Genomic DNA, 12,861 nt, shown 5'->3' with positions numbered 1-12,861 from the left:
GGGACAGCCATTATGCGCGGTCCTCCTCCCTCTCGGGCACCCCCACCTTTCAAGGAGTTTCCATGCGGCGTGGCATCGCGGCCTCCGCTCTCGTTGCGGCTCTCGCAGTCACCATGGCGGCTTGCAGCAGCAGCGGCTCCGGCTCGGACGCCAAGGGCGACGGCGGACCGGTCACCATCACCTACTGGGATACCTCGAACGCCACCAACGAGGCGCCCAACTACCAGGAACTGGTCAAGAAGTTCGAGGCCGCGAACCCGAACGTCAAGGTCAACTTCGTCAACGTGCCGTTCGACACCGCGCAGAACAAGCTGCAGACCGCGATGGGCGCCAAGGGCGCCCCGGACGTCTTCCGCTCCGAGGTCGGCTGGACCTCCGCCTTCGCCAAGGCCGGCTACCTGGAGCCGCTGGACGGCACCCCCGCGCTGACCGACGCCTCCGTCTTCCAGCCCTCGCTGATCCAGCAGGCCAAGTACGCCGGCAAGACCTACGGCGTCCCGCTGGTCACCGACACCCTGGCCCTGATGTACAACAAGGAGCTCTTCGCCAAGGCCGGCATCACCGCCGCCCCCGCCACCTGGGACGAGCTCAAGGCCGACGCCGCCCAGCTGAAGGAGAAGGCCGGCGTCGACGGCTTCTGGCTGAAGGCCGCGGACGGCTACTACGCGATGCCGTTCCTGTACGGCGAGGGCACCAACATGGTGGACGCCGCCGGCAAGAAGATCACCGTCAACTCGGCCGAGGCCGTCAAGGCGGTCGACACCTACAAGTCGATGTTCACCTCGCCCGGCACGGTCAAGGCCGACGTCACCACCGACGCCTACGCGCACATGATGGACGCCTTCAACAGCGGCAAGGTCGCGGCGATCATCCAGGGCCCGTGGGAGGTCACCAACGTCTACAAGGGCGCCGCGTTCGCCGACCCGAAGAACCTCGGCATCGCCGCCGTCCCGAACGGCTCCACCGGCAAGGGCGGCGCCCCCACCGGCGGCCACAACGTCTCCGTCTACGCCGGCTCCGACGCCGCCCACAAGGCCGCCGCCGAGAAGCTCGCCGCGTTCCTCACCTCCGCCGAGAGCCAGACCTTCCTCGCGCTGAAGAACGGCACCCTGCCCACCCGCAGCGACGCCTACACCGCCGAGGTCAAGGCCAACCCCGGCATCGCGGACTTCCAGGCGATCCTGACCTCCGCCCAGCCGCGCCCCGAACTGCCCGAGTACGCCTCGCTGTTCGGCTCCTTCGGCACCAACCTCGGCAAGATCGTCCAGGACCAGAGCGACACCAAGGCCGGCCTGGACGCCACCGCCACCGACTACGCGAAGCTCCTCCCGGACTTCACCAAGTAGGAGATCGGCCGCCCGGCCCACACCTGACGGTGGGCCGGGCGGACCCGTCCAGACCCCCAGCCGTCGCCGAGGCAGGCGGCGGACCTCCCGGAGAAGGTGTCAACCCATGGCAGTTGCGGTCGTACAGCGCATCAGGCTGTCGTACTCGAAGTACTGGTACGCGTACGCGATGATCGCGCCGGTCGTGATCGTCCTGGGGGTGCTGGTCGGCTACCCGCTGGTGCGCGGCATCTACCTGACCCTGACCAACGCCACCAGCCTCAACGTCGGCCGGCAGATCGGCGTCAACCACATCCCCGACAGCTTCGACTTCGTCGGGCTGGACAACTACGCGGACGTGCTGTGGGGGCCGACCGCGTACGATCGCTTCTGGTCGCACTTCATCTGGACGGTGGCCTGGACCGCGATCTGCGTCGTCCTGCACTACACCATCGGCCTGGCCCTGGCGATGCTGCTCAACCGGAAGATGCGCGGCCGCGGCCTGTACCGGCTGGTGCTGATCCTGCCCTGGGCGGTGCCGACCTTCGTCACCGTCTTCTCCTGGCGGCTGATGCTCGCCGACGGCGGCGCCGTCAACGGACTGCTGTCCTTCCTGCACCTGCCCGAACCCGCCTGGCTCTCCGACCCGCTGGCGCAGAAGGCCGCCGCGATCATGGTCAACACCTGGGTCGGCGTGCCGTTCATGATGATCTCGCTGCTCGGCGGGCTCCAGTCGATCCCCGGCGAGCTGTACGAGGCCGCCGAGATGGACGGCGCCAGCCCCTGGCAGCGCTTCCGCCACGTCACCCTGCCCGGCCTGCGGACCGTCTCCTCCACCGTCGTGCTGCTCGGCGTGATCTGGACCTTCAACCAGTTCGCGGTCATCTTCCTGCTGTTCGGCTCCGGCGCCCCCGACGCGCAGATCCTGGTCACCTGGGCCTACCGCCTCGGCTTCGGCCAACAGCCCTCCGACTACGCGCAGTCCGCGACCTACGGGATCCTGCTGCTGTCGATCCTGGTCGTCTTCACCAGCTTCTACCGCCGCTGGCTGGCCCGGAACGAGAAGGCCAACGGATGAGCACCGAGACCGCCCACCAGACCGAGGAACCCGACCAGGCAGGCAGCCCCATGACACTCACCGCCGACCGCCCCGCCGCCGACGCGGCCCCCGCGAAGCGCCCCGCCAAGGTCCGGCGGCGCGGCCAGTCCTCCCCGCTGGCCGCCGCGCTCGCGCACGGCGCCCTGACCGTCGCCAGCCTGATCGCGCTCTTCCCGGTGCTGTACATCGCGTACATCTCGCTCGGGCCGGACGACAACGACTACCTGCACCCGGCGAAGATCTTCGACAAGATGACCTTCGCCAACTACGGCAAGGTGATCGACGACACCGGGTTCTTCACCTGGTTCGGCAACTCGGCGATCGTGGCCGCCGGCACCACCGTGATCGGCGTGCTGATCGCCGCCTCCACCGGCTACGCGGTCTCCCGGATGCGCTTCCCCGGCTACCGCCAGCTGATGTGGACCCTGCTGGTCACCCAGATGTTCCCGATCGCGGTGCTGATCGTGCCGATGTACTACATCCTGTCGAACCTCGGCATGCTGGACAGCTACACCGGCCTGATCCTGGTCTACTCGGCCACCACCGTGCCCTACTGCGCCTGGCTGCTGAAGGGCTACTTCGACACCATCCCGGTGGAGATCGACGAGGCCGGCCGGGTCGACGGGCTCTCCCCGATCGGCACCTTCTGGCGGCTGATCCTGCCGCTGGCCCGCCCGGGCCTGGCGGTGGCGGCGTTCTACTCCTTCCTCACCGCCTGGGGCGAGGTCGCCTACGCCTCGACCTTCATGCTCTCGTCCGACAAGTACACCCTGGCGGTCGGCCTGTCCTCGTTCGTCAGCGAGCACGACCACCAGTGGCAGCTGATGGCCGCCACCTCGGTGCTCATCGCCATCCCCGCCGCGGTCGTCTTCTACCTGGTGCAGCGCCACCTGGTCACCGGCCTGACGGCCGGCGCCGCGAAGTCCTGAGCACCGCCACCTCCCACGCCACTTCCACCGCCTCCAAGGGATGACCGTCCAATGACCCAGAACCTGGCCGACGCCTCCGGGCCCGCCGTTCCCGCCGCCGTTCCCGCCGCCCGGACGACTGCCGCGAACGACGCCGCCAGAGACGGCTGGTGGCGGGACGCGGTCATCTACCAGGTGTACCCGCGCAGCTTCGCCGACGGCAACGGCGACGGCATGGGCGACCTGCCCGGCATCCGCGCCCGGCTGCCCTACCTGCGCGACCTGGGCGTGGACGCGGTCTGGCTCTCGCCGTTCTACGCCTCCCCGCAGGCCGACGCCGGCTACGACGTGGCCGACTACCGGGCCGTCGACCCGATGTTCGGCACCCTGCTGGACGCCGACGCGCTGATCCGCGACGCCCACGAGCTGGGCCTGCGGATCATCGTCGACCTCGTCCCCAACCACTCCTCGGACCAGCACGAGTGGTTCCAGCGCGCGCTGCGCGAGGGCCCCGGCTCCCCGCTGCGCGAGCGCTACCACTTCCGCCCCGGCCAGGGCGCGGACGGCGAACTGCCGCCCAACGACTGGGAGTCCATCTTCGGCGGCCCGGCCTGGACCCGCACCGCGAACCCGGACGGCACCCCCGGCGACTGGTACCTGCACCTGTTCGCCCCCGAGCAGCCCGACTTCAACTGGGACAGCCCGGCGGTCGCCGACGAGTTCCGCTCCATCCTGCGGTTCTGGCTCGACATGGGCGTCGACGGCTTCCGGATCGACGTCGCCCACGGCCTGGTCAAGGCCCCCGGCCTGCCCGACCTCGGCAGCCACGACCAGCTCAAGCTGCTCGGCAACGACGTCATGCCGTTCTTCGACCAGGACGGCGTGCACGCCATCTACCGCAGCTGGCGGCAGATCCTCGACGAGTACCCCGGCGACCGGATCGGCGTCGCCGAGGCCTGGACCCCGACCGTCCAGCGCACCGCCAACTACGTCCGCCCCGACGAGCTGCACCAGGCGTTCAACTTCCAGTACCTGGGCACCGGTTGGGACGCCGCCGCGCTGCGCGAGGTGATCGACGTCTCGCTCGACTCGATGCGCCCGGTGCAGGCCCCCACCACCTGGGTGCTCTCCAACCACGACGTCACCCGGCACGCCACCCGGTTCGCCAACCCGCCCGGCCTGGGCACCCAGATCCGCACCCCCGGCGACCGCGCCCTCGGCCTGCGCCGGGCCCGCGCCGCCACCCTGCTGATGCTCGCGCTGCCCGGCTCCGCCTACCTCTACCAGGGCGAGGAACTCGGCCTGCCCGACGTCACCGACCTGCCCGACGAGGTCCGCCAGGACCCGTCCTTCTTCCGGCAGGCCGGCCAGGACGGCTACCGCGACGGCTGCCGCGTCCCGATCCCGTGGTCCGGCACCGAGGCCCCCTACGGCTTCGGCCCCAACCCCGGCGGCCCCAGCTGGCTGCCGCAGCCCGCCGAGTGGGCCGGCCTGTCGGTCGAGGTCCAGACCGGCGACCCGACCTCGACCCTGGAGCTGTACCGCTCCGCGCTCGCCGTCCGCCGCGCCCAGCCCGCGCTCGGCGCCGGCGACCAGGTCGGCTGGCTGCCCGCCCCCGAGGGCGTGCTGGCCTTCCGGCGCGACTCGGCCCGGGGCTCCTTCGTGTGCACGGTGAACACCACCGGCGAGGGCGTCCGGATCCCCGCCCCCGGCCGCCTGCTGCTCGCCTCCGCCGAGACCGGCCCTGCGGAGAACGGCGTAGAACTCCCGGCCGACAGCACCGCGTGGTGGGCGGTCTGACGTGGTTGCAATAGGCTCTGGGATCGTGACTACGGCGCGACTCTCCGACATCGCGGCGCAGGCGGGGGTCAGCGAAGCCACCGTCAGCCGCGTACTCAACGGCAAGGCGGGCGTCTCCGCGACCACCAGGCAGACCGTGCTGGCCGCGCTCGACGTCCTCGGCTACGAGCGGCCCACCCGGCTGCGCCAGCGCAGCGCCGGGCTGATCGGCCTGATCACCCCGGAGCTCAGCAACCCGATCTTCCCGGCCCTGGCCCAGGTCATCGAACAGGTGCTCAGCCGGCACGGCTACACGCCGGTGCTCTGCACCCAGACCCCGGGCGGCTCCACCGAGGACGAACTCGTCGAGATGCTGGTGGAGCGCGGCGTCGCCGGCATCGTCTTCGTCTCCGGCCTCCACGCCGACACCACCGCCGACCACGACCGGTACGCCAAACTCACCGGCCGCCAGGTCCCGTTCGTGCTGATCAACGGCTACAGCGACAAGATCGCCGCGCCGTTCATCTCCCCGGACGACCGGGCCGCCATGTGGATGGCCGTCCAGCACCTGGTCGAACTCGGCCACGAGAAGATCGGCCTCGCGGTCGGCCAGCAGCGGTACGTGCCGGTGCTCCGCAAGATCGAGGGCTTCACGGCCGCCGTCCGGCAGCTCACCGGGCGCACCGAGGCACAGGCCGGGGAACTCGTCCACCACACCCTGTTCAGCGTGGAGGGCGGGCACGCCGCCGCCCAGGCGCTGCTCGACAAGGGCTGCACCGCGATCGTCTGCGGCTCCGACATGATGGCGCTCGGCGCGATCCGGGCGGTGCGCCAACGCGGGCTGTCGGTGCCGCAGGACGTCTCGGTGGTCGGCTTCGACGACTCCCCGTTGATAGCGTTCACCGAACCGCCGCTCACCACCGTCCGGCAGCCGGTCGAGGCGATGGCCACCGCCGCCGTCGACGCCCTGCTGGAGGAGGTCGGCGGGAACCCGGCGCAGCGCTCCGAGTTCATGTTCCAGCCCGAGCTGGTGATGCGCGGCTCCACCGGGTCGGGCCCGCGCAACGGCTGAGGCGCCCCGCACGGCTGGAGGCGCCCCGCACGGCGCGGCCCCCGGGAGGACCACCTCCCGGGGGCCGTCCGCTACGCGTAGAGCTGCTCGACGTCGCGGCGGTAGGCGGCGCCGACGGCCTGGCGGCGCACCTTCAGCGAGGGCGTCAGCAGGCCGCGCTCCTCGGTGAAGTCGCCCGCCACCACCCGCGCCCGCCGGATCGACTCGGCGCGCGAGACCGTCGCGTTGACGCCCCGCACCGCCTCGGCGAGCGCCGCCAGCACCGCCGGGTGCACCGGGACGGCGCTGCCGACGTCCACGCCGCCCGACGCGGCGGGCGCGGCGGGTGCGGCGGGCGGGTCGAGCGCGAGGAAGCGCTCCACCGCCTCGGCGTCCAGGGTGAGCAGCGCGCCCACGTACGGGCGGCCGTTGCCGACCACCAGGGCCTGGCTGATCAGCGGGTGGCCGCGCAGCCGGTCCTCCAGCGGGCCGGGGGAGACGTTCTTGCCGCCGGAGGTCACCAGGACCTCCTTCTTGCGGCCGGTGACGGTCAGGTAGCCGTCCTCGTCCAGCCGGCCCAGGTCGCCGGTGGCGAACCACTGCGGCCGTCGGGGCCGCGGCGCGCCCAACTCGTAGTAGCCGTCGAAGAGCTGACCGCCGGACAGGAACACCTCGCCGTCCTCGGCGATCCGCACCGCGCTGCCCGGCACCGGCTGCCCGACCGTGCCCGGACGCGGCCGCAGCGGCGGGTTCACCGTGGACGGGCCGCTGCTCTCGGTCAGCCCGTAGCCCTCGTGCACCAGCACGCCCGCGCCCGCGAAGAACAGCAGCAGCTCCGGGTCGATCGAGGAGCCGCCGCTGATCGCGTACCGCACCCGGCCGCCCATCGCCGCCCGCACCCGCCGGTACACCAGCGCGTCGTACAGGCCGTGCGCCAGGCGCAGCGGGAGCGGCACCGGGCGGCCGCCGGCCAGCGCGTCCAGCTCGGCCCGGGCGTGGCGCACCGCCACCGCGGCCGCCCGGTCGAACACCTTCACCGCGCCCTTCGCCTGCGCCTCGGCCCGGCCCAACTGGTGGATCTTCTCGAACAGGTAGGGGACGCCGACCAGGAAGGTCGCGCCGAAGGAGGCCAGGTCCGGTCGCAGGTCGGCCGGTTTCAGGGAGGGGCTGTGGCCGATCCGGACCCGGCCGTACACGCAGGTCACCTGGATCATCCGGCCCAGCACGTGCGCCAGCGGCAGGAACAGCAGGGTGCACGGCGCCCGGCCGGTCGCCTCCTCGAAGACCGGCCCCAGCAGGGCGTGGCAGTTCGCCGCCTCGGTGAGGAAGTTGGCGTGGGTGAGCAGGCAGCCCTTGGGGCGGCCAGTGGTGCCCGAGGTGTAGATCAGCGTCGCCTCGTCCGCCGGGCCCCGGGCCCTCCGGCGGCGGTCCAGCTCCTCGGCGGGGACGGGGCGGCCGAGGGCGGTGAGCTCGCCGACGGCGTCCTCGTCCAGCCGCCACAGCGGGACCGTGCCGCCGGTGCGGGCGATCGCGACGGTCAGCACCTCGGCGGTTCCGGCGTCCTCCGCGAGCGCCAGCACCGCCCCCGAGTCCCGGACGATCCACTCCGCCTGCTCCACCGAGGAGGTCGGGTACACCGGCACCACGCACGCGCCGGCCGCCCAGGCGGCGAAGTCCAGCAGCGTCCACTCGTACCTGGTCCGCGACATCAGCACGATCCGCGCGCCGGGGCCCACCCCGACCGCGACCAGGCCGCGGGCCACCGCCGCGACCCGGTCCGCGAACTCCCGCGCCGTCACGTCCCGCCAGGAGCCGTCCGGTTGACGGCGCGTCAGCACCACCGCCTCCGGTGCGGCCTCCGCGTTGCGGAACGGCAGGTCGCCCAGGCTCCCGTCCTCGGGCGGTGGCACCAGGTACGGGGACCGGGCCTCGACGACCCGCCCGCCGGTGCGGAGCACCTCGACGGATGGGCGGGCGGCGCGGGCGGCCCGGGCGAGGGGGTGTGCCATGAGCGAACTCCCTTGGGTGGGGTGGGGGTTCGCCCAGGGTAGGTACTCGCCGGTAAACTTACTAGACGGTAAGTTACTTGACAGTCACGGAGGTTGCGGGCTCCGGGGCGCCCCGGTCGCCCGCCGGGGGGTCAGCCCTCTGCCGCGGCGGGGGCCCGGGGAGGAGGCGCTCGCCGTCCCGGCGGCCGGCGGCGCCGACGCGCACCATCACCTCCAGGGCCGGGTCCGCGTCCGGCGTGATCGTCGTCTTCGCCACGGTGCTGCTCCCCGGGCGTCGGTCGTCGGTCGTCGGGCCTTCTCGGGCCGAGGACAGGCCGCTGCCCCCGGGGCCGACCAGGGTCCCCGGGGGCAGCGGCGGTCGTGCCCGCGATCAGACGCGGCCCGCGAAGTCGGGGGCCCAGTTGGCGACGGTCTCGGTGCGGACGCCGGCGCTCGGGTTCGCGGCCTCGACGTACTTGCCGTCGCCGACGTACAGGGCGACGTGGTAGACGCCCGAGTTCGAGCCGTTGTTCGACCAGAACAGCAGGTCGCCCGGCTGCAGGCTGTCCAGCGAGACGCGGGTCGAGTAGTCCGCCTGGTCGGCGGCGACGCGCGGCAGGCTGATGCCGGCCTGGCGGAACGCGGCCTGGGTCAGGCCAGAGCAGTCCCAGCCGCCGTTGCCGGTGCCGCCGTAGACGTACGCCTGGCCGACCTTGGACAGCGCGAAGTCGATCGCGGCGGCCTTGGAACCGGTCGCCTTGGCGGCGGTGGTGGTGGTGCCGGCGGTCGTGGTCGCCGCGGTGGTGGCGGTCGACGCGGTGGCGGTCTGCGTCGAGCCGGTCGACGACTTCGCCGGGGCGCCGGACGGCTTGGCGGAGGAGCGGTTGTTCGTCCAGGACGAGCCCTGGGCGGCGGAGGACTTGGTGGCGGACTTGGTGGCGGAGGGCTTGGTGGCCGGCGCCGACTGCTGCGCGGTGGCGGACCCGCCGAGGGAGAGCTGCTGACCCGGGTAGATCATGTCCGGACCCTCGGTGAGGACCGAGCGGTTCAGGTCGTACAGCTTCTGCCAGCCGCCGTCGACGTGCTGGTTCTGCGCGATCGCGGACAGCCAGTCGCCCGCCGCGACGGTGTAGGTGCCGGCGGCCCGGTCGGTGGTGGCGGCCGGGGCGCTCTGCTCGGCCTGCGGCTGGGCCTGCGACGTGCCCTGCGACGTGCCCTGCGACCAGCCGTGCTGGGACTTGCCCTTGCCGCCGGACTGCGGCTGCGACTGCTGGGCCTGCGGCTGCTGGGTCTGCGACTGCTGGGTCTGGGCCGGGGCCTGGGTCTGCGCGGAGCCGGAGGTGTTCACCTCGGGGGCGGCGCCGCCCTTGGTGAGGCCGGCCTGGATCGAGCACACCGGCCAGGCGCCGGGGCCCTGCGAGGCCAGCACCTTCTCGGCGACGGAGATCTGCTGGTCCTTGGTGGCCAGGTCGGCGCGCGAGGCGTACGCGGTGCCGCCGAACTCCGCCCAGGTGGAGGCGGTGAACTGGAGGCCGCCGTAGAAGCCGTTGCCGGTGTTGATCGACCAGTTGCCGCTGGACTCGCACTGCGCGACCTTGTCCCAGGTCGAGACGGTGGCCGCGGAGGCGACGCCACCGGTCAGGCAGGGGATCGTGAGTCCGATGCCGACGACACCGGTGGTGGCGATCAGGCGGCGGGCGCGCTTGGCGCTGATGGGCAGCATGAAGAAGCGTTCCTCTCCCACGCCTGCGAGGTGAGCTGTCGGATTCGGGCTGGAGTTGCCCGGCCGCGCGCACCGTGTGGTGCGCCCGGCTTCACCCCAAGCCCCGTGCGGTCCTTCGACCGCCCGGGGCGACTTACCTGGTTCCCCCGCCCCTGCCGTGGTGCGTTGTGCATGAGCCGGCCCACCCGGCGGCAGGACTCGGCGTCCCGGGTGAGCTGGGTCCGTGTGTCCACGAACGTGGGCAGGAGATTAAGCGGAATTCAGCGGAATCCGCAAATGCCGGTGACGGGCGTCACAGGGCTCGGAATGGGCGATCAAGGAATGTCCGGCGAACTCCCGGACGGGTGGCGGAACCTGGCCGGGCGTCAGCCGATAAGCGATCTTGTGTCCGTTTTATGGCTCTATGTCGAGTTGTGGGTGAATATTCATGTTTGGCGGCATTCGGCGTGGGTCATTTGCCTGGTTGGGGCGGTATGTCCATCCGGTGGGTGCCGTGCGGGGCGCCCCGACGTGGGCGTCGAACAGGTGGCTGACCGTACGTCAGAATGCTTAAGCGAAAGGGAACCGGCCGCTTTCCGGCGGTCGTTCCGCCTATGCTTCCCCCGACGAATCTGGGTCGCGGGCCCCGGAAAGGCGGTCGTGGTGGAACAGCAGCGGAACGGCGAGCAACCCCCGGCGCGGCACCGGCGCCCGCCGGTCGGGCGGCGCAGGATGCTGACCTGGCTGGCGGTCGGGACGGCGACGGCGCTCGGCGGGGGAGTGGTCCTGCGGCAGTCCCTGGCGGGGGCCGACGAGCCCGCCGCCCGGCCCGGGCCGCTCGGCGTCGGCACCGGCGCGCCGCCCGGCCACCAGCACGGCACCGCCGCCCCGCCGCCCGCGTCCGGCAGCCCGCAGCCCTCCGTGCCGCCCCCGGTGCTGGACGGCGGCGGCCGCAAGTGGTCGGACGCCAAGGGCTGGGGCGGCAAGCCGCCGGGCCCCGGCAGCGCGGTGCGGATCACCGACAAGGTGGTGCTGGACGCCGACGCCGAGGTCGGCTCGCTGCTGGTGGAGCGGAGCGGCTCGCTGGTCTTCGCCGCGGACCGGACGCTGACCCTGGCCAGCGCGGGCAACGTCGAGGTGCGCGGCGTCCTGGCGCTGGCCCCCGACGCCGCGCACACCCACACCCTGCGCTTCCCGCACGTCGACGAGCGCCGCTTCGCGGGCGGCGGCATGACCGTCGTCGACAGCGACACCGGCCTGTGGGTCACCGGCCAGGGCTACCTGCGCCTGGACGGCGCCCCCCGCACCGCCTGGACCCGGGCCGCCACCGACCTCGGGCCCGGCGACACCGCGCTGAAGCTGGCCGCCGCCCCCGAGGGCTGGCAGCCCGGCGACGAACTGGCCGTCACCCCCACCGCGCCGCCCGACACCGAGGACTTCTCCACCGCGTACGACCTGGTGACCGTCGCGCGGGTCGACGGCGCCACCGTCACCCTGACCGCCCCGCTGCGGCACGCCCACCCCCGGGTGGCGCTCGGCGGCGGCGCGACCTTCGGCGCGGAGGTGCTCAACCTCAGCCGCAACGTCCGGGTCGAGGGCACCGCGCAGGGCCGGGCGCACGTCCACCTCACCTCCAGCCGCCCGCCCGACGTCCGGCACGCCGCGCTGCGCTGGCTCGGCCCGCGCGCCGACGGCAAGGACACCTGGGAGGGGAAGCCGGTCACCGAAGCGGTGCTGGGCCGGTACGGGCTGCACTTCCACATGCTGCTGGACACCTCGCGCGGCACCGTGGTCGAGGGCGTGGTGGTCCGCGACACCGGCAGCCACGCCTTCGTGCCGCACGCCAGCCACGGCATCACCTTCCGCGGCTGCATCTCCCACGAGACCTGGGAGGACGCCTACTGGTGGGACGGCCCGATCGACACCCGCACCCCGCAGGGCCCGTCCGACGACATCGCCTACGAGGGCTGCGTCGCCTCCCGCACCGTCTTCGAGCCCGACCCGCGCGGCTACCGGCTCACCGGGTTCAGCCTCGGCGCCGGGACGGGCTCCTCGGCCCGGGACTGCGTGGCCGTCGGCGTCCAGGGCGCCACCGGCGCGTCCGGCTACGAGTGGCCGGAGACCAGCGAGGGCGTCTGGACCTTCGAACGCTGCCTGGCGCACAACAACCTGGAGAACGGCGTCTTCGTCTGGCTGAACGCCGAGCACCACCACACCGTCACCCAGTACGCGGCCTACCACAACGGCGGCTGGGGCATCGAGCACGGCGCCTACCTGAACGACTTCGACTACACCGCCTCGGTGCTGTACGGCAACGCCGCGGGCGGCGTCGCGGTGCACGCGCTGGGCCGCGACCGGGGCACCGTCCTCGACGGGCTGCTGATCGACGCCGCCGGGCAGTCCGACTACGCGGTGACCACACTCAAGCACCAACTCGCCGGGGAGCCGGTCACCCTGAGCCGCAGCCGGCTGACCGGCTACCGCAAGGCCGGGGTGGCGTTCCGGGCCACCGACGACGGGAAGCCCGACGACATCGCGGTGCTGGACTGCGAGTTCGGCGGCCCGGCGGGCAGCGAGCTGTGGCTCGACCCGGAGTCGCCCGACCCGACCCGCATCCTGTTCCGCCCGGCCGGGCAGGCGCAGACCGTCGCGCTCGGCAAGGGCGGGGGAGGCGGGGGCAGCGGTGGTGGCGGCGGGAGCGGGGGGCAGGGAGCGGCGGGCGGCCGGTGGAACGCCGTCACCGCGCCGGCCGAGGCGCCCGTCCCGCCGCGCCCGGTGGCCCTGCCCGCGCTCGCCTTCACCGACAGCGCGCCGCGGACCGGGCGGATCACGGCGGGCTGAACCGGCGCGCGGGCCGGGCGCCGCGGGCACCGCCGCAGGCTGCCGACGGCTCGGCCCGCAGGTCGGTGCTGTGCCGGGGCCGCCGTCCCGGTCGCGGAGCGGGGGAGTGGCGGGCCGCAGGCCGGTGGCGGGGAAGCGCGACGGGCGGGAGCGCGTCGATTCGCTGCT

General features: G+C 73.0%; 8 protein-coding genes and 1 riboswitch. Of the genes, 6 read left to right on the top strand and 2 right to left on the bottom strand.

Annotated features, from left to right (window positions below):
- Positions 1-62: 62 nt before the first annotated feature.
- The 5 genes from ACIQVD_RS32140 to ACIQVD_RS32120 all read left to right on the top strand — a co-directional run bounded on the left by ACIQVD_RS32140 (position 63) and on the right by ACIQVD_RS32120 (position 6,183).
- Positions 63-1,346 carry an extracellular solute-binding protein gene (locus tag ACIQVD_RS32140; RefSeq protein WP_402292511.1) on the top strand — a complete coding sequence of 428 codons (1,284 nt, stop codon included), beginning with the start codon at positions 63-65 and terminating at the stop codon, positions 1,344-1,346.
- A 106-nt stretch (positions 1,347-1,452) separates the two neighbouring features.
- Positions 1,453-2,403, top strand: coding sequence for a carbohydrate ABC transporter permease (locus tag ACIQVD_RS32135; RefSeq protein WP_400689207.1), 951 nt, complete (start codon positions 1,453-1,455; stop codon positions 2,401-2,403).
- The gene (locus tag ACIQVD_RS32130) at positions 2,400-3,353 is read left to right on the top strand and encodes a sugar ABC transporter permease (RefSeq protein ID WP_400689210.1); all 954 of its coding nucleotides are present in this window, start codon (positions 2,400-2,402) and stop codon (positions 3,351-3,353) included. The genes ACIQVD_RS32135 and ACIQVD_RS32130 overlap by 4 nt, the downstream gene beginning before the upstream one ends.
- A 51-nt stretch (positions 3,354-3,404) precedes the next feature.
- Positions 3,405-5,132, top strand: coding sequence for a glycoside hydrolase family 13 protein (locus ACIQVD_RS32125; RefSeq protein ID WP_402292510.1), 1,728 nt, complete (start codon positions 3,405-3,407; stop codon positions 5,130-5,132).
- 25 nt (positions 5,133-5,157) lie between these two features.
- Positions 5,158-6,183 carry a LacI family DNA-binding transcriptional regulator gene (locus tag ACIQVD_RS32120; protein ID WP_400689216.1) on the top strand — a complete coding sequence of 342 codons (1,026 nt, stop codon included), beginning with the start codon at positions 5,158-5,160 and terminating at the stop codon, positions 6,181-6,183.
- A gap of 71 nt (positions 6,184-6,254) precedes the next feature.
- Here the strand turns inward: ACIQVD_RS32120 and ACIQVD_RS32115 are convergent, their stop codons facing one another.
- Together ACIQVD_RS32115 and ACIQVD_RS32110 are read right to left on the bottom strand one after the other, a co-directional pair.
- Positions 6,255-8,171 (bottom strand): AMP-dependent synthetase/ligase, encoded by a 1,917-nt coding sequence (locus ACIQVD_RS32115; protein WP_402292509.1) that lies wholly within the window; start codon positions 8,169-8,171, stop codon positions 6,255-6,257.
- A gap of 370 nt (positions 8,172-8,541) precedes the next feature.
- Positions 8,542-9,873, bottom strand: a complete 1,332-nt coding sequence (locus ACIQVD_RS32110; protein WP_402292508.1) for a transglycosylase family protein — start codon at positions 9,871-9,873, stop codon at positions 8,542-8,544.
- 5 nt (positions 9,874-9,878) lie between these two features.
- A riboswitch (cyclic di-AMP (ydaO/yuaA leader) is annotated at positions 9,879-10,048 on the bottom strand.
- A gap of 467 nt (positions 10,049-10,515) precedes the next feature.
- Here ACIQVD_RS32110 and ACIQVD_RS32105 point away from each other — a divergent pair.
- Positions 10,516-12,693 (top strand): hypothetical protein, encoded by a 2,178-nt coding sequence (locus tag ACIQVD_RS32105; RefSeq protein WP_402292507.1) that lies wholly within the window; start codon positions 10,516-10,518, stop codon positions 12,691-12,693.
- Positions 12,694-12,861: the final 168 nt, after the last annotated feature.

This window comes from Kitasatospora sp. NPDC090308, assembly GCF_044769485.1.
Lineage (GTDB): Bacteria > Actinomycetota > Actinomycetes > Streptomycetales > Streptomycetaceae > Kitasatospora > Kitasatospora fiedleri.
Note: the sequence above shows the minus strand (reverse complement) of the source record. Positions and strands in the feature narration are given on the sequence as shown.

Coding starts and splice junctions, on each gene's coding strand:
- ACIQVD_RS32115 (WP_402292509.1), bottom strand. CDS start 8,171: ATGGCACACCCCCTCGCCCGGGCCGCCCGCGCCGCCCGCCCATCCGTC.
- ACIQVD_RS32125 (WP_402292510.1), top strand. CDS start 3,405: ATGACCCAGAACCTGGCCGACGCCTCCGGGCCCGCCGTTCCCGCCGCC.
- ACIQVD_RS32140 (WP_402292511.1), top strand. CDS start 63: ATGCGGCGTGGCATCGCGGCCTCCGCTCTCGTTGCGGCTCTCGCAGTC.
- ACIQVD_RS32135 (WP_400689207.1), top strand. CDS start 1,453: ATGGCAGTTGCGGTCGTACAGCGCATCAGGCTGTCGTACTCGAAGTAC.
- ACIQVD_RS32110 (WP_402292508.1), bottom strand. CDS start 9,873: ATGCTGCCCATCAGCGCCAAGCGCGCCCGCCGCCTGATCGCCACCACC.
- ACIQVD_RS32130 (WP_400689210.1), top strand. CDS start 2,400: ATGAGCACCGAGACCGCCCACCAGACCGAGGAACCCGACCAGGCAGGC.